Source organism: Burkholderia arboris, from assembly GCF_038723655.1.
GTDB lineage: Bacteria > Pseudomonadota > Gammaproteobacteria > Burkholderiales > Burkholderiaceae > Burkholderia > Burkholderia arboris.
Genome location: NZ_CP109822.1, coordinates 2,657,940 through 2,679,512, shown reverse-complemented (window position 1 = coordinate 2,679,512; position 21,573 = coordinate 2,657,940). Strand labels below are relative to the sequence as shown.

Below are 21,573 nucleotides of genomic sequence, written 5' to 3'. Positions count from 1 at the left end.
GCCCGCAGGGCGGGCGCGGTTGGTCAGGCGACTACGCCAGTCCACCCGTTAATGCGCAATTGGCGTTCGATGATGCTGATTGCCTTGGCGCGCGACGTTGCGAACAGGCGCGGCTTGTTGGTCGAGCCGTTCGAATAGGTAACGATCAGCGCGAAGTCGTGCATGCCACGCGCGGTAAGGCGCTGGACAACACCAAGACCTTTGCAGTCAAAGCAGGTGCCGCGATCGTGTTTGCCGGAACCATCGCAGCGCGTGCATTGGCAGGAAAACAGCTTTTTCGCTTGGCTCATCGTCGTTCTCCTGTAGCGGGAGGGGTTGTTAGGCGGCGTGCGCGCAAGCCGCGCCGATCAAGAACCCGAGAGCGCTGCCGATGACGAAGGCAAAACCGACAGCGGCTCCGGGGTATCGGTCGAAAAAGTTATTGCGCTTCATATTTCGCGATCAGCGCCATTGCTTGCTTTGCCACGGCGTCACGGCCCGCCAGCTTGGCGACAAGAAGAACCGTGCGGGCCTGCTCTGCGTTCGTGACCGTGTAGCCCATCAGCGTGTATGCGTTTTGCATCGTCGTTCCCCTTCGTGTTGCGTTGATCAGTGGCGCTGCCGGCGAGTCGGCGCCTTCCTGAGATCGAAGGCGGCGACAAGCAGGAGAGCGGCGGCGAATATTCCAAGCGCAAATCCGATTACAAGCGTCGTCATCATCAGGACTCCATATCGAATTGGTGGCGGATCAACTCCGACCGCCTGACTGCGCTCAAGGAATGGCACTGTGGTCAATGCCATTCGATCAGAACAGTCGAAACTCTCAAGGGCGCGCACGCGGCTGGGGTACTTCAGTGGATTGATGGAGCGGACGAGGCCGCCGCCGGATGCGCGCTCTTCAGAGCTTTGCTTTACGTCCCCGTCCGGCAACACCTGGCTTGGCCAGCTCCGGATCGGGGACGGCGCGACGGGTTACCACGCCACTCGTCGCTGGGCGCCGCAATGCGGTAGCAGCTCATCAGGCCGCCATTTCTCGCGCTTTTAGTTTCAGCCGCACGAGGCCAAGGGCTGGGTGCCGAGCACCGATTCATCTGCCGTCAGGGTTAGAGAGCGGTCCGCCGGGGCGGTGGGCGTTCGTCTGGAGCGCTTGAGACGGATCATATGCCAGTAAAACTAGCATTGCAAGAAAAACTAGTGGCGCGAGCAAAAAAAGAGCGCGCTCGTGGGCGCGCTCTCGCTACGTCAAATAGTCGCTCCGTTTATGGAGCATCGATGACGGTGAATTGATCCTTGGGGAAAAAGACCGGCTTCCCATAGCCGGCAAACCTTAGCCGTACGCCATCAGCCGAGTAGTGAACATTGCAAGTCTGGTCGACCTTGCGGCCGCTTGCGTCGAGCACTATCCCGGTCGGACCCCCATCGCACGTTACTGATTCTTCAATGAGCATGAGAGACATTCCCTTCGGCATGTGCGCGACCGCGGCAAGAGTGCCGGCCAACGCCGGGACCGCCCATATAGTAATTGCCAATACGGCCAAAGCCTTTCTGACGCCGCTGAGATCGAATGTGCTCAAAGCTTCCTCCTGACGAGCGTTCCTTAGAGGGCTCTCGATTCGGATTTGTTGGGTATGCCTACCCAAGGATGAGGCCTCACTACCGGTTCTATAGGCGCAAGGTTCACCTAAAGAGGGAGCGCAGTCACATGCGCGTTTTGATCTTTCGTGCCGGCACCGGATGTGCGATGTAGTACATCCAAGTTATCTCCTCCAGCTTGTAGAGCATTGATCCCGGCTCGTTGTAAGAGGCAAGTTGGATGCCCCCTCGCCGCGAGACAAGCTTCTTAATCATGGTCTCGCCGGTTGCGAGGCGGACGAGCACGTCATCCTCTAGTTCAGGCTCAGTGCCTGGCTCCACAAATGCGAATTCGCCAGGGTTGAAGCGGGGGACCATGGAGGTGCCGATTACTGGCACAAGAAAGGCGTGAGGATCGCTTGTCGCGATTTCTGCATATTCGTCTGTTGCGCCCACAGGATAGTCCCCGTCCGTCCAAATTCTCTCAGGCAATCCACCTTGTGCGCGCCCAACGACAACGACTCGCCTGAAGTTTGAGGCGCGTACTGAATACTGCAGCGGAACAGGCTGATTGGGAAGGGGCGGCTCTCTCGTATCTACCGCCGACGGAGAAGTATCTCCGTGCCTATCTCCCTGTGAAGTGCCGAATAAGAGGTATTCCGGGGTTGTTTTTAAGGCATCAGCGACAGCTTTTAAACGCTCGCGCTTAGGAGCTGTCCCCCCCTCATCTTTTTCCCATTGTTGAACGGTCTGCCACGCCTTCACCCCCACAAGGGCAGCAAGTGCCTCCATGGAAAGTCCTAGAGCCTCCCGTCGCTCCTTTATTCGTCGATGGATGTTCATGCGCGGGATCGTATCCGCAAGTTTTTCTTGCGTCATTGCAGGATTTTCTTGTATCACTGGTTTTTCTAGCATAGAATCAGTGCTCATGAATACCACCAAACATACCCCCAGAAACGCAGCCCTGGAGCGCGCCATAGCGCATTTCGGCTCGCTTTCAGCGATGTCTCGGGCGCTTGGGCTTTCTGGCTACCAAGTCATCCAGCAGTGGAGGACGGCCGGGCGGGTACCTGCCCCTCATGTCCCGAAGTTGGCGGAACTCACCGGGGAAAGTCGTGAGGATCTGGTGGGTTGGACCCAAGAGGACGTAGCCGATCGCGTGAGGGCAACCGACGATGCTCAGCCCCCGGCAGGCGTACGAGACGGGGAGTCGGGTAGTGGAGGGCATTGATCTGCGTATGCATGGTATCGGATGGAGGTGGGGTTGAAAAAATTTTCGCTTTGTTCCGAGTCGTAATTCCAGTGGTAATCCAGTTGTTTTTTTCAATGGAGTCTGAATGCTCTTACAGCCTCACCACCAGCCTGCAAGCGGCGCCCGTGCGGAGCAGGCTGAGTTTGTGCCGCATGAATCGATCGCGGAATGCCGTTCCTTCCGTGATGCCGTGTTCCTCGCATGGGATCAGCGAGTCGAGCGCGGCATGACGCAAAGAACGCTGGCCGAGCGCCTCGAGGTACCTGCATCGCACCTCTCCAACATGCTCAACCGCGAGCCGGTTGATCGTCACGGGAAGGCTCGACAGGATCTCCCGGCTCGGCTGATCGCGGACTTTGAGCGGGTCGTCGGCAATCGTGCTGTTTCGCAGTACCTCGCGCGCATGGCGATGCTGACGTTGATGGAGGAGGTAATTCAGCAGAGGGCCACTATGAAATGACCGAGGATCAGGCGCTTCGGATTGGCCGGAAGGCCGTAGAGGACGCTCGGCGACGAGTGGGTGATGACCGAAACGCACTGCTACAGGAGTTGGAGAAAGGCACACAAAAAAGTATGGAGACAATGCAGGCGTTTGCGATTGCCGGACGTCTGTTTCTTTTGGCAAGCCAGGCAACGAAGCAGTAAGGCACGCCGGCTTCGGCCGGCGTACTGAATCCGATCACAAGCGTTCGCGCACGAGCTCTTCTGATTCGATTTAGTAGTCCTACGCGGTTGACGCCGCAAGGAGATGCCAGTGGATGACTTTTTCAGCGCCCGCACGGGCCATCGCGTGTCCGAGACGCAGCAAGACAGCTTCCACGCCATGCCTGTGTCCGAGCTCTCGGCCAAGCAGAAGATGGTGATGGACTGCTTCGATTCGCCCGAGACCTTGCTCACCCGCGAGGAGATCTCGGCGCGCACCAATCTCAAGCTCTCCAGCGTTTGCGGTCGCTCGCGCGAGCTGCTCGACGCGAAGCGGCTGGCAAAGCGCGGTTCGCGCAAGTGCATCGCGACTGGCAAATCGCAAGAACTCCTCGGTCTGCCGGTCGCCTGACATGGCCCGGTTCCATTGCCGGTGTCGCAAGTGCGACCGCCGCATGGTGCTCCAGGACAAGCCGGGCGTCTTGGAGGACGCGGCCTATCCGAAATGCCTCTGCGGCGAGCGCGACTGGCGCATCGACAAATGGATGATGGAGCGCAACACCGGCACGACGCGCTGTGACTGTGCCGGCTACTGGTTCCCACACCGAATGGGCAGTTTCTTCTGCCAGCGCCGGAAGGACGGCAGTGACCGTCTGCCGGGCCATCCCGATTTCTGGGATCGCGACATGACCCAAGACCAACACGACGCCCTGGTGGCGCAATACAGCGCGGAATCGCGCGAAAACCGATTGCCGCTCGAAGCGGCAGCATAGGAGAAAAACGTGGGCAGAAGCTCGAAAGAAGTCTACGGGGCATCGGGGCAGGGGAACGTGCTCGGCATGGACCCTGACGCATTCACGCTCGTGACGGATCCGTCGCATCCGCTGTATGACCGTCGCGTTCACCAGGCTCCGGACGAAAAAACGATTCGCAACTATCGAACACACGGGGTCTTCACTCCGGTCGTCTTCTTCAAAGACCCAGAAACCGGTCAGCTTCTGATCGTCGAAGGTCGCCGCCGGATCATCAACGCGCGCGAGCTCAATCGCCGCCTCAGGCACGAAGGCTACGAACCGATCACGATCCCCGCTATTCCGAAACGCGTTCTTGGCGACGGCATGAAACCATTCGTCGGCGTGATGATCAGCGCGAACGAGATTCGTCAAGGTGACTCGCTGGTGAACCGAGCCGAGAAAATGGCGCGCGCTCTCGACGTCGGCCATGCACTCGATTCGGTGGCAACCATGTTCGGGGTGAACGAGGCGACCGTGACCTCGGCCCTGAAGCTTCTCGAGTGCTGCATGGCCGTCCGTGATGCGGTTGAGGCCGGCACGATTACGCAGGTCGTGGCAATGAAGCTTTCGAAGCTGCCGCCGGACGAGCAGCGTGCAAAGCTGGCCGCCATCGAGGCCGCCATCGAAGGGAAGAAGGGCCACGAGCGGTCGCGCGCAATGCTCGCTGCGCTCGACGCTGTGCCCGTGAAGCGTGCGAAGCCGACGCGCAAAGACATTGCCGAGGCGCTCAAGACGGCCACGGGCGAGCGCGCCGATGCACTCCGCTGGGTTCTGGGCCTAGCAGACGGCGAGCAGGCGCCGGAGGTCGATTCGCGGCAGGCGACGATCGACGACGTTATCGCTGCCACGCAACCGGAACAGGCTGCATGAGCGTCAAGGTCATGACGGCAGTGTTCGAGCGCTATCCGGAGGGCGGTGGCGAGATGATTCTCGCGCTCGCTTTGGCGGATCACTCGCACGACGACGGAACGCACATCTATCCGAGCGTCGAGACGCTGGCCAGCAAGACGCGCCAATCGCCGCGTGCTGTTCAGTATCAGCTGCGCCGAATGCAGCAGTCAGGCTGGTTGATTCTGGTCAGCGAAGCCAAGGGCGGCCGTGGAAAGTGTCGCGAGTATCGCATCAACCCCGCATGGATAAACGGTGCAGAAATTGCGCCCAATTCCGCTGGCTCAAAGGGTGCAAAAAATGCACCTAATGAAAAGGGTGCAAACGGCGACGCAAAGGGTGCAACTGGCGACGTAAAGGGTGCAAAACAGAGCACTAAAGGGTGCAAAGCTTTTGCACCCGAATCATCAGGAACCACCAAAGAACCGTCAGAGAACCGTCAACCCGCGCGGCGAGCGCCGCGAGTTGCGTTGCATGGCGAACTGCGAGCGACTGAACTTCCCGACTGGCTGCTGCGTGATGCGTGGCTCGACTGGTGCGAACACCGTGAAGCGAAGGACGCCGACAAGCTCGCACCGTGGACGGCGGGTGCGGCGAAGGCTTCGATCAACTGCCTGACCCGTCTACGCGGCTTCGGCCACGAGCCCGCGATCGTCATCGAGGCATCGGTGCTGCGTGGCTGGACCGGTCTGTTCCCCGTGAAGTCCGAGGCCGCTGCGACAGCCGGCGGCGGCACGTCAATCTCGCCGGACTGGTGGAAATCGGCGCCTGGTATCCGGGAGCGTGGCAAACAGCTCAACGTCGCCGAGCGGCCCGATCAGGTGTTCGAGCAGTACAAGGCGCGCGTGTTCAAGGCAGCTGGCCCAGGTGAATGGATGGAGGACATGCTGAGCACCGTCAATCGTGAGAGCCCGGAACGGTATGCCGCGCTCTTCGCCTACTTCAACGACATTCCGCGCGAGCAAGTCGCGCAGGCGGAAGCGGCGTGACGAAGCGCACCACATGGCCCATGCGCGTCGATGTCGCCGCGACGCATGTCGGAACGGCGCGCATACGGGACGACGCTCGCCCGAAGATGACCGCCGCACAGAAAGCGATCTACGAGAAGACCGGAAGCCGTCCGCAGGTCGATGCAGGTTTCGACGAGATCGCTGACGGTGTCGATGTCGGCCGCCCGGCACCACTTACGGCTCAATCCACGGTGAAGCCGTCGAAGTACCGAAATCAGCGCTGTATGCACGACGGCATCACCTTCGACAGCCGGCGCGAGCGTGACCGCTGGATCACGCTCGCGCGCCAGCTGGCCGCCGGCGAGATTTCCGAACTCGAACGCCAAGTCGCTTATGTGCTCGCGGAACCCGTCGTGATCAATGGCCGCAAGAAGCCCGCGCTTCGCTACGTTGCCGACTTCGTCTACGAGCGCGACGGCAAGACGGTGATTGAGGACGTGAAGGGCGTCATCACCCCTGAATACCGCATCAAGCGTCATCTGATGGCCGTGCGCGGCCTGCAGATCGTCGAAATCAAGTGAGGTTCGAATGGCACACGGGAAGGTTGGTCCGGTCTCGATGAAGATCATCGAGTTTGTGAAGGCAAACCCGGGGATACACGCGGGCGAGATCGCACGCCGGCTCGGCAAGGGTCGCGGAGGTAGCACGCGCGAAACGATCCGGCATCTGATCGCTGACGGCTACCTCGTCAAAGGGGAAACGATTCTTGCGCCCAGCGCGAAGGGGCACGCCGTTCATCCTTTGAAGTACACCGGGAAGGAATACGAAAGCGGCTATGACACCGTCGGTTCGAAGCGGATGGCGCGAATTCAACAGCGCATCGTCGAGGAGCACGAGCAAGAGATGCTCTTGAACGAATCGATCTTGTGGGCGGGGAACGCGATCCGCGCGATGGTCGCCGCAGCCCAGGTAGCTGCATGAAGCGTTCTGGTTTCGGCCCGCGGAAAACGCCGATGGCGCGCGGATCGTGGTCCCGCAAAAGCTCACCATTACCGGAGCAGGCGCCGCGAAAGACCGCGATGAAGCGAGGCCAAAAGCGGCCGACAGTTGCCGAAGGCTCGAAGTATTTGGCGGCATGTCGCGGTGAGTCCTGTTACCTGCGCGTGCCGGGCGTCTGCCGCCTCAATCCGATGGACGACACCGTCGTGCCGTGCCATTCGAACCAGGAGCGTCACGGGAAGGCAGGCAGCATGAAGGCCAAAAACGAATTCACGGTGCCGGGCTGCATGTGGTGCCACGCGTGGATCGATCAGAACCGTGTCGGCACGCCGAGGCAGGTCAAGTTCGATGCATGGGACCGAGGATACGCAGAGTGGGAGCCGATACGGGCTCGAAAGATGGGAATCGCTGGGATTATTACGGAGGACGCATGAAGGATCTGATCTTGACGCTTGTGGTGGATATGTTGGTTATTGCCAGCTATTTCGCATGGAAAGTTCTCGGCCTCGACGCGGCCGGCACTTTTTTCGTGGTGCTCATGTGGGTCTTCACCGTGATGATGGCGCTCGCAATCTTTGGGGCAGATCCGAAGCCGAAACGAAAAGGCTTCCTCTCATGGGTGCGCTGGCTTAAGGGCTGCATCGTCGCTGCGATCATCGTTTGCGCATGCATCTACGCCGGTCTCGTGTCGCTTGCGGTTTGCTACACGCTTGCATGGATGCTGCTTCAGGCGAAATACAGCACTCCGGGAGCGGCATGAGGCTCGTCGTCAAGATGGCTCTCCCTGCCGTTCGCCACTGGCGCTATCTGCGCGAGAACTACGCGACGTTCGAATGCCGTGCTGTCCGTCTGCGCGGCCCGATGCGCCGCGGCACGCCGTCGAAACCGGAAGCGGCGTGGATCTATGCGGACGTGATCGTGCCGGAGCAATACCGCGACAAGGCAGCGCCGCACGCATGGAACCCTGACGGAACATATCCCGTGGAAGTGCCGGTGAACTGGAACGCGAAGACGCTGGCGCCATTTCTGGCGAGTGGCGAACTCGAATGGAACGTCGGAGGTATCGAGTGAGCGAAGTCGCATGCATCGAATTGTCGTCAGTGCCCGAGCCGTTGCGAGCTATCGCGGCGAGCCGGGTAGACGGCGCATCGGGCGATCGTCTGGTCGCATTCACCGGCTGCCCGGTGGTCGGGCGTGAGGTCGATAACGGGGAAATCGAATTTTCGTTTCCGCGCGGCGTTGATCTTCGCGAATCGCTGATCGACTGGATGCTGTACTGGGGCATTCCCTTCCGGGTGATGGTCTGATGGATGCGACCCAACGACCAAAGGGCGGCCCGCTGGCGAAACTCGCAGGCCTATGGGCGAATGAGCCGGAATTCCTGAATTGGATGCATGCGATCGGCCAGCCAGCCGCAGCCGGCCGACGCAGCAGAGTTCATCCGCGCACGCTGCGGCATCGAGAGCCGCGCATTTCTCGATCACGACGCACGCGCGAAGGCCCGTTTCGATCAGTACGTTCGCGGCCCATACGCGAAGTTTCGCGCCGCGGCCGGGATGCAATAAAAATCAAATTCGCACACAGGACAACCATGACGCCCGATCAGAGCCAACAAATCGAAGAACTCTTGCTGACCTGGTACCGCTGGCAAATCCGCCAGTCGCACGCGGTGCAGCTGGCGCATTTCTACCGGCCCGAGGATCGAACCTGTCGCGGTTACGATACGCCGATGAATGACGAGGAACTCGACGAACGGGCCGACGAATGGATCGAGAACCAGATGTCCGAACAAGTTCAGCTCTGCGTCGACCGCCTCACGATCGAGCAGCGTGCCGCAGTCTCGGTCAGCATGCGTAACAAGGAATGCGGCGCGAACGTCTGGAGCAATGGCCGCGCCGGCGCCCAGCATGCGACATATCAGGCAGCGAAGGTGGCACTCCTGCCGATGTTCATCTCGAAATTTCTGATCAAGATCGGAGAGGTGGCATGAATTGCAAACGGGGTGATCTCGCGGTGACGACTGGAATGGTCGATCCGTCGAACAACGATGTAATCGTGGAGGTCGTGAGCTTCGCGTTTTCCGACAGCGATGGCGTTATCTGGTACGTGAAGCATCTGCAACCGATGTTCGACGAGTTTGGCGAAGCATATTGCGAGGGGATCATTTACGACTGCAACTTGCGGCCGATCAGCGGCGTGCCCCTGACTGACGACGTCGAGGACGAGGTGACGGCATGAAATACATGCTCCTCGCATGCGTTTCGTTGTTTCTGGCCGGTTGCGATCCGCTCGCCAACAATATCACCGGCAACGTGAAGGTAAGTTCGATCATCGCAGATGACGGCGTGCCATGTGTGCTCGCAGTCGGCGGTGGTCAGGGTGGCCTCGCGATTTCCTGCGACTGGTCCGCGCCACGTCCCGGGAGGGCCCCGACTGCCTTTGCAGGAAGGTAAGCAAAAATGTTTAAGAAAGTGCTTGCGAGAGTAAGCAAAAATGTTTAAAGTGTCTCCATGGTCACAACACGGAGGGACGGTGAAACAGAGTGAGTTCAAGAAGTGGTTGGCCGACCGAGGGGCGATCTTCAAAGAAGGAGCGAAGCACACGAAGGTCTACCTCAACGGCGAGCAAACCGCACTTCCCAGACACCCGGGGCACGAAATCGGGGAAGGTCTCAGGAAGAAGATTCTGAAGCAGCTCAAACTGAAATGAGAGGGAAGCCCCGAAAGGGGCTTTCCGCACACCGTCCGCCAAGCACAATGGAGAATCACTATGTTGCGTTATCCGGCTCTGATCGAGCCTGACGAAGACGGGTTTATGGTGTCGTTCCGCGACATCCCCGAGGCGCTCACGGGCGGCAAGACCGTCGAGGAGGCGCGCGAAATGGCTGCCGACGCGCTGTTGACGTCGATGGACTTCTATTTCGAGGACAAGCGCCCTGTGCCGTCGCCGTCGAAGGCGAAGAAGGGCGAGGAGTTGGTCGCACTGCCGGCGAGCGTCTCGGCTAAGGTGTTGCTGTTGAACGAGATGCTCGCGCAGGGCGTCACACCGTCCGAGCTCGCACGCCGCATGGGCACCAGGCCGCAGGACGTGAACCGAATCATGGATCTTGGGCACACGACGAAGATCGACACGATTGCGGATGCGTTCGAGGCGATCGGGCGCCATCTTGAGCTATCCGTAATCGCGTGAGGCGAGGATATGAGTCAGTCAAAACCGGTATCTAAATCATCCCCGGCCAAATTGGCTCGGCCGGTGCTCCTCCAAAACGGCCAGGTTGACTACGTCATGCTGCCAGTGTGCGAATGTCGAGAAGGGAATCGGCGTGGGCCGCCGGGTGGCGTCTGCGCATGTGGCGGGGCGATCTCCGATGATGTTCCTTCGGTCGACCGTGACACGAGATCCACATGAAGGTCGCTGATCTCGCGTGCGATGCGCTCGATTATTGGGTGGCGAAGGCCGACGGTCTTGTCGAACGAGGAACGCTTGTCACTGAACGATTCGGAAGGAGCGGCAACTGGATTTGCGGTTTTGTTCCGTATCGACCATCTTCCGACTGGCTGCAAGGTGGGCCCATCATTGACCGAGTGCCATTCGGAATTTTCGAGAGATTCGAGGGCAAGTGGGCGGCGGGCATTTATCGGCCGCAGGACGGACCGAGGGATCTTTGCATCGCATATCAAACCGGAGATACGCTGCTGATCGCGGCTATGCGCGCGTATGTTGCGAGCAAGTTTGGCGAGGAGGTTCCCGATGAAGGTTGCTGACTTGACCGGCGCCCAGCTCGACTACTGGGTCGCGCGCGGAAGGCTATCCGCTGTCGTGCGACTGGGACCAAGGTGATTACATCCTGATCGGCACAGGTGCCGGCGATCTAGAACACTTCGCGCCATCGACGGACTGGCTGCATGGCGGTCCGATAATCGCTCGTGAGCGGATTGCATACGCTCAAATCTCCCCTTACTTTCGCGCCTCGCTCGGCGCGTGGGAGGCATGGACTGACGGCATGGTCGCGCAAGGCGAGTTCAGCGGGGAAGCCGTTGGATACGGAGATACCCAGCTGATCGCCGCCATGCGTGCCTATGTCGCCTCGAAATTCGGTGAAGAAGTGCCGAGCGAAAATATCTGAATGGTGGGGTTGCAATTTCCAAATCCATCATACAGAATAGGTCCCGGGAAGATGCGTCCTGAGAAAGCCCGCTGATCGAGAGGTCAGCGGGCTTTTTGCATTGGCGTTTCATCCGCGTTGATTCTCCTCGTGTCGAGCGATCGACTTTCCGCCCGGTTCGCCGGGCGTTTTTATTTCCGGTGCTGAAATGGCGCGTTCCCCGAAGAAGGCAGAGATCGTCATCGACGAGCTGCTCGCGGAGGCTGCGCTTGTTCGGTCGCCGCTTTGGCTCAACGGCAAGCGTAAGGTGGCCGCAATCGTCACGGACGCGACGATCGACCCCGCTCTCCTGCCGGAGAATGCGCTCGCGCTCGTGAGTTTGACGGCTTTCGCGCCCGGCTCGCCGTCGCGGATGATGGTCGATGTCCCGCTGTATGCGACCGACCCCGGCGTTGACATGCTGCCGGCCGCCTGGCTGAAGAATCCGAAAACCTGATGCTCAAGCTCGACGTTCGTGCCGACGTAAAAGGCGTTACGGCGGCCCTGACGCGCTATGTCGGCGAGCAGCAGAAAGCTGTGGTGCGTGCGCTGAACAAGACCGCGACGCAGGCTCGAACGGCCGCTGCAGTTGAGGTTCGATCAGCTGGATACAACATCAAGTCGAGCGCGATCAAAAATTCATTCGTAATTCAGCGCGCGACGCGCGGCAATCTGGTCGTTGTGCTGAAGTCAACGGGCCGCCCCGTCGCGCTGATCAATTACGGAGCACGTCAGGGAAAGAACGGTGTGAGCGTCCAGGTGAAGACTGGGCGATCCGTATTGAGGCATGCGTTTATTGCGACCATGCCAAACGGTCACCGAGGCGTGTTCGAGCGTACGGGCAAGACACACAAGAAGGTGGTTCGAAACGGCAAGGTCCGGCGAACTGGCTTGCCGATCAAAGAGCTATTCGGGCCGTCGATTCCACAGTCGCTTGCGAATGAGAGTGTCCAGAAGGCGCTGATGAAGAAGATCCGCGACAAGTTCCCGCAGATCCTGCGCCACGAGCTCGCCTTCGTCGCGTCGAAGCGATAGCCAGCAGCGTGGCCGCGGCGAGAGGGCGCGAGGGCCGGACGCACCGAGGTGGTGCGGCGGGTCCTTCCCGGAGGTTCGTGTAGGGCGGGAGCGAAGACTCGCGGATTTCGACCAGCTACGAGTTTTGAAATTTGGGTAACAGGTAACAGATCGTGCGATGAATCAGAGCGAGTTCGCGGCACTCCACCGTGTCAGTCGGAAGACCGTCACAAAGTGGAAGGAGCGCGGCTGGCTTGTGTTTGACGGCGATGACGTCAATGTCGACGCATCCAACAAACTTCTCAAACGGTACCGCCGCGACGGCGTGCCGGATGTTACCCAAAGTGTTACCCAACCCCCGAAAGGTAACAAACGCAAATCTGTTACCCAGGCGGCGAAAGAGGTAACACTCGAGGCCGGCGAGAGCGCTGGCGACGCGGCAAATCGGATTCTGTCGAGCGGCGTCGAGCTGTTGGATTTCGACGAGGCTCGCTGCCTGAAAGAGAACTATCTCGGGCTGATGGCTCAGCTCGAATACGAACGTAAGTCCGGATCGCTCGTCGAGCTGGACACCGCAACATCAGTCCTCTTCGAGGAGTCACGAGCGCAGCGCGATGCCTGGCTTAACTGGCCTACGAGGATCGGGCCGCTTCTTGCTGCCGAACTTGGCGTCGAGGCCGACCGGGTAACAGAGGCCCTTACTGCGCATGTCCACAAGCAAATCGCCCAGCTTGGCGAGCCGGAAGCCAATTTCTCCGGTCGAGAAGGCTGAGTGGTTGCGTGCGTCGTGGCGTAAGGGATGGACGCCGCCGCCCCGCATCAGCGTGCCGGCATGGGCGGATGAATTCAGGAAGCTCGCAAAAGAATCGGGTAGTACGTCCGGAGATTGGGAGACGTCGACCGTTGAGATCGCTCGCGGTCCTATGCTTGCAGTCACCGAGCCAGGCGTGCATGTCATTACGACGATGGTGAGCACGCAGTTGCTCAAGACAGCTCTTCTCGAGAACGTCTTTGGATACTTCGCGCATCTTGACCCTTGCCCGATACTGCTTTTGCAGCCGAAAGAGGACGCAGCTGAGCAGTTTAGTAAAGAGCGAATCAGCCCGCTGATTCGCGTGACGCCTGTTCTGCGCGAACTCGTCGGCACAAGCAAGACGCGTAACGCGGATGAGACGCTGCTGTTCAAGGCGTTCCCGGGTGGCTTTCTGGCGCTGGCCGGCGCGGGCAGTCCTGACAACCTCGCGCGGCGACCTGTTCGGGTCATTCTTGCCGATGAGGTAGACAAATATCCAGTGACGCGCGAGGGCGAGCCTATAGCGCTTGCCGAAGAGCGGACGGCGACATTCGGCCTCAACTGGTTGTCGATCCGCGCTTGCTCGCCGACAGTCGAGGACGAGAGCCGCATCGAGGCAAGTTACAAGAAATCGGATCAGCGTCGCGCTTCGATCGAATGCCCGCATTGCGGACATCGGATGTTCCCGGACTTCTTCAAGCACGTTGAATGGGAGAAACGACGCGACATTCGCGGTGAGATTGTCGAGCACTTCCCGAAGACGGCCCGCATCTCATGCGAGTCATGTGGGCAGATCTGGTCTGAGGGTGACAGGCTTCGCGCGCTTCAAACAGCGAGGTGGCATCAGACGCGCCCGTTCGAATGTTGCGGTTCCAGACATGTTCCACTAGACGACTACGAACGCGCGTGGCGCGGGCCCGACGACTCGCGAGAGGCCACGGTTTCCACGGCGATCGATTCTGTGTGGGATTGGTGGGAGAGCGATCGTTATGCCGTCTATCGGGCGAAATGCCCGGAGTGCGGTGAATGGAAAGTCGACAACGAGCACGCTGGTTTCCAAGCGAGCAAGATGTATAGCCCGTGGCAGAAGGACAAGCCGTCCGACATCGCTGCCAAGTGGCTGGAGGCCGAAGGCGACGAAGAGAAAAAGCAGACCTGGTGGAACACGCAGGCCGGCATGCCCTATCGCCCGAACTCAGGCAAGGCGCTTCGGCTCGAGGCGCTCGTCGCGCGCGGTGAGCGCTGGGCGGCGGAAGTGCCTGACGGCGTTGCCGTCATTACGATCGGCGTCGATACGCAGGACTATCGCTTTGAGGTCGAGGTCGTTGGCTGGGGACGCAATGAAGAAAGCTGGTCGATCGCCTACGAGGTGATCGAGGGCGACATGGAAACGCCGGATCCGTGGGAACGGCTCGATGCGTTGCTGAACCGCATCTGGCATCGCGCGGACGGCCGGCCGTTCGAGGCGATGGCAGTTTGCATCGACTCCGGCGGCCACCACACGCAAAAGGTCTACGATTTCTCGAAAGCACGTCTCGGGCGCAAGGTCTGGGCGATCAAGGGCGAGTCAGCGGTCAGCGGAAAGAGAAATCCGATTTGGCCGGTGAAGCGGCCGACGCGCAAGACCAAAGCGTCGTTCCGCCCCGTGATCATCGGCGTGAATGCGGCGAAGGACACGATTCGGAACCGTCTGCACGTCGAGGAGGCGGGCGCGGGCTTTATGCACTTTCCGAACGATCGGGACATCGGCTACTTCGAGCAGCTCACGTCGGAGCGATCCGTCGTGAAGGTCTCGGGCGGCCAGAAATACCGCGTGTGGGAATTGCCGTCAGGCCGAGCGAATGAGGCACTCGACTGCCGCGTATATGCATACGCAGCCTTGTGCGGGCTGACCCATCTGGGGCTGAAGCTGAATCGGCGAGCCGATCAGGTTGCGCAGCCACTTGATTACGACGTGTCGCAGCAAGCATGGGCGTCGCAACCGGCGCCTCAAGAATCGGCCGTGTCGGTCGAAGTGCCGGCCGCCGGGCCGGTAGATGGGAAACTCGTCAGGAAACGGCTGACGAACCGCCTCGCATAGGAAAGCAATGGCAATCACGGATGGAATGAGCACTGCGGATATGCAATCGAGGTTGGCCGCGCTTCAGGCGGCCTATTTCGACCTTGCATCCGGGGCCAAGATCGTGACGGCCACATACAACCAGGGTGATGGAACGAAGTCTGTCACCTACAAGCCAAGTGATCTCGCTCAGATCATGAAAGCGATCGAGATGCTGCAAATGGCTCTCGGTCTCATTCCTCGCTACCACCGCGCACGCAGGGTGCTGTTTTAATGCCATCTCTCATCGTCGACAGTTCGGGCCGGCCCTTCGGGGATGTTCCGGCCGGCGGTCGCGCGCGCGCGGATTCTGGCGGGTGGGGTGGTCCAGGCATCACGCAACCGCCGTATTCGAGCCTCTTCCCCTACGAGGCGTCGAACGTCCAGACGGCCGAGATGGGCCAGTGGTTTCCGTATATCCGTTCGCCGGATTCGGAAATCAACCAATTTCGAGATCGCATGGTCGCGCGTCAGCGCGATCTTGTGCGGAACGATGGTTGGGCGAGTGGCGGCATTACGCGAATCCTCGACAACACGGTCGGGGCGCATCTTCGATTGTCGGCGAATCCCGACTGGCGCGCGCTTTCGCGATTCAGCAAGAAGTTCGATGCATTGTGGGCGGACGAAATTCGGCAGGCTATCGAATCGCTATGGCGCGGATTCTCCGAGGATCTAGGGCGCTATAACGACGTCTCGCGACAACTGACGGTCTCGCAACAGATGCGCCTCTCGTTGCGGCACAAGCTAGTCGATGGCGATTCGCTGTTTGTGAATTACTGGAAGCCCGAGCGCGTCAGCCGCGGCGCTGCACAATATGCGACAGCGTTCATGGTGGTAGATCCGGATCGTCTGTCGAATCCATACCAGATGGTCGACCAGAAGCATTTGCGCGGAGGCGTCGAAATCGATGACGACGGCGTGCCGATGGCCTATCACATTCGAAAGGCTCACCAGAACGATTGGTACAACGCAGTCGAGTCGATGGAGTGGGAGCGCGTCGAGCGCGAGGATGAAGACGGCTGGCGCCGCGTGATTCACGATTTCGAGCGCGACCGTGCCGGCCAGAACAGAGGCATCGGCGTATTCACGCCGGTACTCGCGCACGCGAAAATGCTGGCGCGCTATTACGGTGTCGAACTCCAGGCTGCAACGGTCGCAACGATCTTCGGTACGTATGTCACGAGCCCATATGATCCGGCGATGATCGAATCTGCAATGGACAGCGACGGTGGGGATCTGGGCTTTTACCAGGACCTCCGGGCCGATTGGTCGAAAGAGCGTCCCGCGATGCTCAATAACGTCCGCGTCCCGACGCTGGCACCCGGCGAAGAGATCAAGCAGGTAGCCGCCGCCCATCCGCACAGCGGATTCGAAGACTTCGCGCACGAGATGCTTCGATCGATCGCCGCAGCGCTTGGCGTATCAGCGGAGCAGATCACGCAGGACTGGAGCAAGACCAACTACTCGAGCGCACGGGCCGCACTGCTCGAAAGCTGGAAGACGCTTAGCCGACGCAATGCCGAGTACAAGATCGGCACCGCGACGCCGCTGTATGCGACATGGCTGCAGGAAGTCATCGAGCGCGGTGACCTTGATGACGTGCTCCCGAGTGATGCGCCCGAATTTATCGAGGCGGCGACTGCGTACTCGCGGTGCGATTGGCTTGGTGTGGCGCGCGGCTGGGTGGATCCAGTGAAGGAAAAGCAGGGCGCGGTGCTTGGCATGGACGCTGGGCTTTCCACGCTCAAGCGGGAATGTGCCGAACAAGGTCTGGATTGGGAGGAAGTTCTCGCTCAACGGGCCGTTGAGGTCGCCACATTCAAGAGGCTCGGGCTGAATCTGCCTGATTGGGCTGGCGACGTTGCTGCGGCCGAGGCGTCGAAACCTGAAGAAGAACCGCAACCCCAATGAAAAATTATCCCTTCGCAGCAGCGCGCGTGTTCGACGTGCCATTGGCTATCCATCCCAGCAAGGGGCAAGTGATTGCCAAGGCACTCGCGAGCAGATTCGGAATTTCCGATGTCGAGTTCGCTGGCGCCGCACCGCTCATCGTCAAGCCGATGGCTTATGACGATTGGGACGATGGGCCGAGCGGGCAGCGTGCTGAAACGCCCTATGACCTGGAGCAAGGGGTCGCGGTTATCGACGTCTCTGGTACGTTGGTCCAGCGAAGCAGCAATCTAAGACCGTATTCGGGAATGCTCGGATACAACGCGATCCGCCACAATTTCATCGAGGCGCTCAATGACAAAGACGTCAAGGCGATCGCGCTGTCGATCGATTCGCCTGGCGGAGAAGTCGCTGGCTGCTTCGACCTGGCGGATCTGATTTACGAGTCGCGGAGCATTAAGCCGACGCTGGCAATCCTGAATGAATGTGCATACAGCGCCGCCTATGCGCTCGCGAGTGCATGCGAGCAAATCACGGTGCCCCGTACCGGTGGAACCGGCAGCGTCGGCGTGATTTGCATGCATCTGGACCAGAGCAAGGCGATCGACAAAGCGGGGCTCACTGTCACGATCATCAAGTATGGCGATCGCAAGGCGGACGGCAACCAGTTCAGCCCGCTGTCGAAGGAAGCTCTCGAACGCTTCCAAGCTGACGTCGACGAAATGGGCGAGCTGTTCGTCACAACGGTCGCACGAAATCGCAATCTCTCTGCCGATGTCGTCCGAAAGACGCAGGCAACAACGTTTCTCGGCGCCGCCGGCGTCGAGATCGGCTTCGCCGATGCCGTAATGGCGCCGGATGAAGCGTTTCGATCCCTGCTCGCCGAGCTGGGCTGACATTTCCCAAACCCCAAGAGGTTTCAAATATGGGTATTCGCACCCTCATGGCGAGCGGGCTCTCGTTCGCTCATCTCTCGCCGAAAGGCAAGCGCGCTTCGGCCGCGGAAGACGACCGGGAGGACGACGAACGCGACGACGAGCGCGCGGAAGGCGACGAGCCGGAAGATCGCGATCGCGACGACGGCGACAGCCGTGGCTCGAAAGGCAAGAAGGGCAAGCGCGCCGAAGACGACCGGAAGGACGACGAACGCGACGACGAGAACGCCGAAGACGACGAACTCGAGGAAGACGATTCGGGCAAGGGCAAGAAGGGCAAGCGCGCTGCTGACGACGAAGACGACGAGCGTGCCGAGGACGATGACGACGAAGAAGAAATGCGCGGCAAGAGCGCTGTTGCTCGCGCACGTCGTCGCGAGCGCGCGCGTTGCGCAGCGATCATGAGCTCGAAATCTGCCGGCCGCAACATCGAACTGGCGGCCAATCTCGCGTTCAACACGAGCATGACGCGTCAAGAAGCGCTCGCGATCCTTCGCGCGTCGCCGGCGGCAGACTCGAGCGGGCATTCCGCGCGATCGGCAGCTCGCACGTCTCGAAACCCTCAACTCGGTGCGGGCGGCGAAGTGCATCGCAACCCGCAGCGCGAATCGGCATCCGGCTGGGAGCGGGCGTTTTCCAAGGTCACCGGAAAGCGCGCGTAAGCGTAGTCGCCTCAACCCTTTCAAGGAATTCTCATGACATACGTTTCTCGCGCTCCGCTTTACGAAGCCTGGCATCCGGGCGGCTTTCTGGTATCGCAACCTCACGGCCATCGCCATATCGATCGTGGCCTCATTTCCGGCGGTGTGAAGGTGCTTCCCGGCACGGTGATGGGGCAGCAGACGACTGGTGCAAGTGCAATTGCCGCCGCGCTCGGCAGCAATACCGGCAACGGCACGGTCGGCGCCATCACGACGACGGCAGTTCCGACGCAGATCGGCGTGTACTCGCTGGCTTTCACGTCGGCTACTGCTTTCACGGTCACCGCGCCGAGCGGCGCGACCGCGCAAGGCGTTGTCGGAACTGCGTTCTCGGCGCTCGGAATCGGGTTCACGATCACGGCCGGCAGCACGGCATTCGTCGCAGGCGACACGTTCTCGATCGCTACCACCGCGGCAGTCGGCAAGCCGACGGCGACGGCCACGGCTGGCGGGTCGAACACCGGCAACGGCACGAGTAGCGCTGTCACGACGACGGGCTATGCGCCGACGGTCGGCGTCTACACCGTCGAGTTCGACGATGCGACGCACTTCGTCGTATCGGCGCCGAACGGCCAGGAGATCGGCCACGGTGTCGCTGGGACGGCATTCTCGGCTGGCGGCCTCAACTTCACGATCACTGCAGGCGGCACAGCGTTCGTGCCGGGAGACAGCTTCGCGATCACGGTCGCGGCCGGCGCAAACAAGTGGGTGCCGTGCACCGCAACGGCTGTCGATGGTTCGCAGAATGCGGCAGGTATCTGCTTCGGCCTGTCGGATGCGTCGCTGAACGACGTAAACGGCGCGATCGTCACGCGGTCGTGCGAGGTGAACAAGTCCGAACTCGTGTGGGACCCGTCGATGAATGCGACTGCGCAGGCTGCCGCTCTGGTACTGCTGCAGGCGCTGGGGATCATCCCCCGCTAAGCCGTCCCGATCACCGATTTCAAGCCGCCTACGGGCGGCTTTTTCATTTCTGAAGGAGCCGTTCAATGGCATCTCTCGATATTTTCAATCAGGACCCGTTCTCGACCGTTTCGCTGACCGCGGCGGTGGACAAGTATCCGTACCAGCCGCAGGCATTGGGCGAGCTGAACATCTTCGAAGACGACCCGATCCGCACCACGGCTCTCGTCGTCGAACAGCGCCAGGGGCAACTTGTCGTTATCCCGCTGAGCGAGCGCGGCGAGGAAGGCACACAGCGTACGACCGAGAAGCGCCAGGCACGGTACTTCGACGTTCCGCGGCTGCGGCACGCGGACACGATCTACGCGAACGAGCTGCAGAACATCCGCGCGTTCGGCACCGAATCCGAGCTGATGCAGGTGCAGGACGAAGTCGCACGCCGGCTGGCGGGCCCGACGGGCCTGCTGAAGAACATCGAGTACACCTGGGAGTTCCAGCGTCTCGCGGCCGTGCAGGGCCTGTTCACGGATTCCGACGGAACCGTTCGCTATGACTGGTTTCAGGAATTCGGCATCACGAAACCGACGGAAGTCGGCTTCAATCTGGCGGCGGCCACGGCCAACTCGCTGCGCCCGATCTGCAATCAGATCACGCGTTCGATGGCACGCAAGGCGCAGGGATCGTTCACACCGTCGACGAAGGTTTTCGCTCTGGCTGGCGACGCGTTCTATGACGCGTTCGTCAACCATCCGGACGTCATCCGGACGTTCGTGAACTGGAGCGATGCGCGAGACATTCGTGGCGGGGGCGCCGGCGGGGCGTTCAAGGCATTCGAGTTCGGCGACATCACGTGGCTGAACTACCGCGGTTCGGACGACAACACGACCATCAAGATCCCGGACGACAAGGTGAAGTTCTTCCCGGTCGGCGCGCCGGGCATCTTCCGCCGCGCTCTGGCGCCGGGCGAATCGTTCCAATGGGTCAACACGCCGGGCAAGCCGGTCTACGTCGTCCCGATCATGGATCGCGATCGCAACGAGTGGTGGAAGATGGAAGTGTCGAGCTATCCGCTCCACATCTGCACGCGTCCGGAAGTGCTGTTCAGCGGCCGATCGGAGGCGTAAATGTCCGTCGACTGGAACAGCGTAGTCATCGGGCCGCTGCACGGTGTCTTCGCTGAGCCGGTTACATACAAGCCCTTCGCGGGCGGGTCGTTTGCGATTACCGGTGTGTTCGACAACGCGTATCTCAAGGAAGTGATGTTCGAGGACGCGTCGTCGGGCGTGACGGAGGTTTCCGCTGTGCTGGGAGTGCAGCTCTCGCAGTTTCCTGCGCCTCCGGTGCAGAACGACCAGCTTTCCATTCCCAGCGTCAATACCACCTACGTGGTCCGGCAGGTTCGCCCTGATTCGCGTGGTGCCGCAAAGCTTCTGCTTAACAAGGTGAGCTCGCCGTGACGACGTCCGCAGATATTCGCGCGCTGTTCGTATCGGCGCTCAAGGGCGCGACGGATGCCGGGCAAGCTGTTTTCTCGCCATTCGACTGGCCGATCGCGCCCGATGCGTATCCGTCGATCCTCGTGCATGCACGAAAGGAGCGTAAGGAATCGCTCGGCCGCAACGTTCCGCAGTTCAACGTCACGGCGACGCTCGAGGTCATCGCGCGCACGAAGTCGGCGGCGTTGGTCGGTGATGCGGGCTCTGCGGCCGCTCTCGCGGAAGCGGAAAAGCTCAAGGCGCAGATCGAATCGGCGCTGATCAACAACCCCGCGATCTGGGCGGATCCGTCCGGCGGCCAGCGCATACAGCAATTCTCATCAGTCGATTCGGAGCTCACGACGAGCTCGGAAGGGGAAATGCCGATCGCGGAGTTGCTGATGACGATCGACGTCGAGTTCTTCCAAACGGCGGATGACTTTTTCCCGATTCCGCTCACGCCGCTGCAGGGCGTCGACCTGACGATTCAGGAGCCTGACGGCACGACGCAGCCTGGTTTGACCATCAACTTCTGAAGGAGCGA

The 21,573-nt window shown here is 60.5% G+C and carries 35 protein-coding genes; 31 read left to right on the top strand and 4 right to left on the bottom strand.

Annotated features, from left to right (window positions below; all coding sequences use genetic code 11):
- Window positions 1–23 precede the first annotated feature (23 nt).
- The 4 genes from OHZ10_RS29400 to OHZ10_RS29385 all read right to left on the bottom strand — a co-directional run bounded on the left by OHZ10_RS29400 (window position 24) and on the right by OHZ10_RS29385 (window position 2,481).
- Window positions 24–290: a hypothetical protein gene (locus OHZ10_RS29400; protein WP_342705189.1), complete on the bottom strand. Its 267-nt coding sequence runs from the start codon at window positions 288–290 to the stop codon at window positions 24–26.
- A 128-nt stretch (window positions 291–418) separates the two neighbouring features.
- Window positions 419–562: a hypothetical protein gene (locus OHZ10_RS29395; RefSeq protein ID WP_233343673.1), complete on the bottom strand. Its 144-nt coding sequence runs from the start codon at window positions 560–562 to the stop codon at window positions 419–421.
- A gap of 676 nt (window positions 563–1,238) precedes the next feature.
- Window positions 1,239–1,553, bottom strand: a complete 315-nt coding sequence (locus OHZ10_RS29390) for a hypothetical protein (protein WP_342705188.1) — start codon at window positions 1,551–1,553, stop codon at window positions 1,239–1,241.
- Window positions 1,554–1,677: 124 nt separating this feature from the next.
- Entirely contained in the window at window positions 1,678–2,481 is an 804-nt protein-coding gene (locus OHZ10_RS29385) for an XRE family transcriptional regulator (RefSeq protein ID WP_342705187.1), read from the bottom strand.
- Here OHZ10_RS29385 and OHZ10_RS38650 point away from each other — a divergent pair.
- The 31 genes from OHZ10_RS38650 (at window position 2,387) to OHZ10_RS29235 (ending at window position 21,565) form a co-directional block, all read left to right on the top strand.
- Window positions 2,387–2,782, top strand: a complete 396-nt coding sequence (locus OHZ10_RS38650; RefSeq protein WP_425394787.1) for a carph-isopro domain-containing protein — start codon at window positions 2,387–2,389, stop codon at window positions 2,780–2,782. The genes OHZ10_RS29385 and OHZ10_RS38650 overlap by 95 nt on opposite strands.
- Before the next feature lie 106 nt (window positions 2,783–2,888).
- Window positions 2,889–3,263, top strand: a complete 375-nt coding sequence (locus OHZ10_RS29380) for a helix-turn-helix transcriptional regulator (RefSeq protein ID WP_342705186.1) — start codon at window positions 2,889–2,891, stop codon at window positions 3,261–3,263.
- A gap of 294 nt (window positions 3,264–3,557) precedes the next feature.
- Entirely contained in the window at window positions 3,558–3,857 is a 300-nt protein-coding gene (locus OHZ10_RS29375) for a hypothetical protein (protein ID WP_342705185.1), read from the top strand.
- A 43-nt stretch (window positions 3,858–3,900) separates the two neighbouring features.
- Window positions 3,901–4,218: a hypothetical protein gene (locus tag OHZ10_RS29370; RefSeq protein ID WP_342705184.1), complete on the top strand. Its 318-nt coding sequence runs from the start codon at window positions 3,901–3,903 to the stop codon at window positions 4,216–4,218.
- A gap of 66 nt (window positions 4,219–4,284) precedes the next feature.
- Window positions 4,285–5,109, top strand: a complete 825-nt coding sequence (locus OHZ10_RS29365) for a hypothetical protein (protein WP_425394798.1) — start codon at window positions 4,285–4,287, stop codon at window positions 5,107–5,109.
- On the top strand, window positions 5,106–6,116 hold the full coding sequence (locus tag OHZ10_RS29360) for a helix-turn-helix domain-containing protein (RefSeq protein WP_342705182.1): 1,011 nt from the start codon (window positions 5,106–5,108) through the stop codon (window positions 6,114–6,116). The genes OHZ10_RS29365 and OHZ10_RS29360 overlap by 4 nt, the downstream gene beginning before the upstream one ends.
- Window positions 6,113–6,658, top strand: coding sequence for a DUF1064 domain-containing protein (locus OHZ10_RS29355; RefSeq protein WP_342705180.1), 546 nt, complete (start codon window positions 6,113–6,115; stop codon window positions 6,656–6,658). The genes OHZ10_RS29360 and OHZ10_RS29355 overlap by 4 nt, the downstream gene beginning before the upstream one ends.
- Window positions 6,659–6,695: 37 nt before the next feature.
- Window positions 6,696–7,058 (top strand): helix-turn-helix domain-containing protein, encoded by a 363-nt coding sequence (locus tag OHZ10_RS29350; RefSeq protein WP_342705179.1) that lies wholly within the window; start codon window positions 6,696–6,698, stop codon window positions 7,056–7,058.
- Window positions 7,055–7,510: a nuclease domain-containing protein gene (locus OHZ10_RS29345; RefSeq protein ID WP_342705177.1), complete on the top strand. Its 456-nt coding sequence runs from the start codon at window positions 7,055–7,057 to the stop codon at window positions 7,508–7,510. The genes OHZ10_RS29350 and OHZ10_RS29345 overlap by 4 nt, the downstream gene beginning before the upstream one ends.
- On the top strand, window positions 7,507–7,836 hold the full coding sequence (locus tag OHZ10_RS29340) for a hypothetical protein (RefSeq protein ID WP_342705176.1): 330 nt from the start codon (window positions 7,507–7,509) through the stop codon (window positions 7,834–7,836). The genes OHZ10_RS29345 and OHZ10_RS29340 overlap by 4 nt, the downstream gene beginning before the upstream one ends.
- Window positions 7,837–7,850: 14 nt before the next feature.
- A complete protein-coding gene (locus OHZ10_RS29335) occupies window positions 7,851–8,147 on the top strand; it encodes a hypothetical protein (RefSeq protein ID WP_342705174.1) in 297 nt (98 codons plus the stop codon).
- Window positions 8,144–8,383, top strand: coding sequence for a hypothetical protein (locus OHZ10_RS29330; protein ID WP_342705172.1), 240 nt, complete (start codon window positions 8,144–8,146; stop codon window positions 8,381–8,383). Before OHZ10_RS29335 ends, OHZ10_RS29330 begins: the two co-directional genes overlap by 4 nt.
- Complete coding sequence (locus OHZ10_RS29325) at window positions 8,383–9,066, top strand: hypothetical protein (RefSeq protein ID WP_342705170.1); 684 nt, start codon at window positions 8,383–8,385, stop codon at window positions 9,064–9,066. Before OHZ10_RS29330 ends, OHZ10_RS29325 begins: the two co-directional genes overlap by 1 nt.
- A complete protein-coding gene (locus OHZ10_RS29320; protein WP_342705169.1) occupies window positions 9,063–9,314 on the top strand; it encodes a hypothetical protein in 252 nt (83 codons plus the stop codon). The genes OHZ10_RS29325 and OHZ10_RS29320 overlap by 4 nt, the downstream gene beginning before the upstream one ends.
- The gene (locus tag OHZ10_RS29315) at window positions 9,311–9,529 is read left to right on the top strand and encodes a hypothetical protein (RefSeq protein WP_342705167.1); all 219 of its coding nucleotides are present in this window, start codon (window positions 9,311–9,313) and stop codon (window positions 9,527–9,529) included. Before OHZ10_RS29320 ends, OHZ10_RS29315 begins: the two co-directional genes overlap by 4 nt.
- 79 nt (window positions 9,530–9,608) lie before the next feature.
- Window positions 9,609–9,785, top strand: a complete 177-nt coding sequence (locus OHZ10_RS29310; RefSeq protein ID WP_226265009.1) for a type II toxin-antitoxin system HicA family toxin — start codon at window positions 9,609–9,611, stop codon at window positions 9,783–9,785.
- A 60-nt stretch (window positions 9,786–9,845) separates the two neighbouring features.
- Entirely contained in the window at window positions 9,846–10,265 is a 420-nt protein-coding gene (locus tag OHZ10_RS29305; protein WP_342705163.1) for a type II toxin-antitoxin system HicB family antitoxin, read from the top strand.
- A 215-nt stretch (window positions 10,266–10,480) separates the two neighbouring features.
- Window positions 10,481–10,840, top strand: coding sequence for a phage protein NinX family protein (locus tag OHZ10_RS29300; protein WP_342705162.1), 360 nt, complete (start codon window positions 10,481–10,483; stop codon window positions 10,838–10,840).
- Window positions 10,841–10,890: 50 nt separating this feature from the next.
- On the top strand, window positions 10,891–11,202 hold the full coding sequence (locus OHZ10_RS29295) for a phage protein NinX family protein (protein WP_342705999.1): 312 nt from the start codon (window positions 10,891–10,893) through the stop codon (window positions 11,200–11,202).
- Window positions 11,203–11,389: 187 nt separating this feature from the next.
- Window positions 11,390–11,677, top strand: a complete 288-nt coding sequence (locus OHZ10_RS29290; RefSeq protein WP_342705161.1) for a hypothetical protein — start codon at window positions 11,390–11,392, stop codon at window positions 11,675–11,677.
- A complete protein-coding gene (locus OHZ10_RS29285) occupies window positions 11,677–12,255 on the top strand; it encodes a phage tail protein (protein ID WP_342705159.1) in 579 nt (192 codons plus the stop codon). Before OHZ10_RS29290 ends, OHZ10_RS29285 begins: the two co-directional genes overlap by 1 nt.
- Before the next feature lie 157 nt (window positions 12,256–12,412).
- Entirely contained in the window at window positions 12,413–13,006 is a 594-nt protein-coding gene (locus OHZ10_RS29280) for a hypothetical protein (protein ID WP_342705158.1), read from the top strand.
- Window positions 12,942–15,107: a phage terminase large subunit family protein gene (locus tag OHZ10_RS29275; protein ID WP_342705157.1), complete on the top strand. Its 2,166-nt coding sequence runs from the start codon at window positions 12,942–12,944 to the stop codon at window positions 15,105–15,107. Before OHZ10_RS29280 ends, OHZ10_RS29275 begins: the two co-directional genes overlap by 65 nt.
- A 7-nt stretch (window positions 15,108–15,114) precedes the next feature.
- A complete protein-coding gene (gene gpW, locus OHZ10_RS29270; RefSeq protein WP_342705155.1) occupies window positions 15,115–15,360 on the top strand; it encodes a gpW family head-tail joining protein in 246 nt (81 codons plus the stop codon).
- The gene (locus OHZ10_RS29265; RefSeq protein ID WP_342705153.1) at window positions 15,360–17,036 is read left to right on the top strand and encodes a phage portal protein; all 1,677 of its coding nucleotides are present in this window, start codon (window positions 15,360–15,362) and stop codon (window positions 17,034–17,036) included. Before gpW ends, OHZ10_RS29265 begins: the two co-directional genes overlap by 1 nt.
- Window positions 17,033–17,911, top strand: a complete 879-nt coding sequence (locus OHZ10_RS29260; protein WP_342705151.1) for a S49 family peptidase — start codon at window positions 17,033–17,035, stop codon at window positions 17,909–17,911. Before OHZ10_RS29265 ends, OHZ10_RS29260 begins: the two co-directional genes overlap by 4 nt.
- Window positions 17,912–17,940: 29 nt before the next feature.
- Window positions 17,941–18,612: a hypothetical protein gene (locus OHZ10_RS29255; RefSeq protein ID WP_342705150.1), complete on the top strand. Its 672-nt coding sequence runs from the start codon at window positions 17,941–17,943 to the stop codon at window positions 18,610–18,612.
- Window positions 18,613–18,645: 33 nt separating this feature from the next.
- Window positions 18,646–19,575, top strand: a complete 930-nt coding sequence (locus OHZ10_RS29250; RefSeq protein ID WP_342705149.1) for a head decoration protein — start codon at window positions 18,646–18,648, stop codon at window positions 19,573–19,575.
- A gap of 65 nt (window positions 19,576–19,640) precedes the next feature.
- Window positions 19,641–20,678, top strand: a complete 1,038-nt coding sequence (locus OHZ10_RS29245) for a major capsid protein (protein WP_342705147.1) — start codon at window positions 19,641–19,643, stop codon at window positions 20,676–20,678.
- Entirely contained in the window at window positions 20,679–21,011 is a 333-nt protein-coding gene (locus OHZ10_RS29240; RefSeq protein ID WP_342705145.1) for a head-tail joining protein, read from the top strand.
- Window positions 21,008–21,565, top strand: a complete 558-nt coding sequence (locus tag OHZ10_RS29235) for an ABC transporter permease (protein ID WP_342705144.1) — start codon at window positions 21,008–21,010, stop codon at window positions 21,563–21,565. The genes OHZ10_RS29240 and OHZ10_RS29235 overlap by 4 nt, the downstream gene beginning before the upstream one ends.
- The last annotated feature ends 8 nt before the right edge of the window (window positions 21,566–21,573 follow it).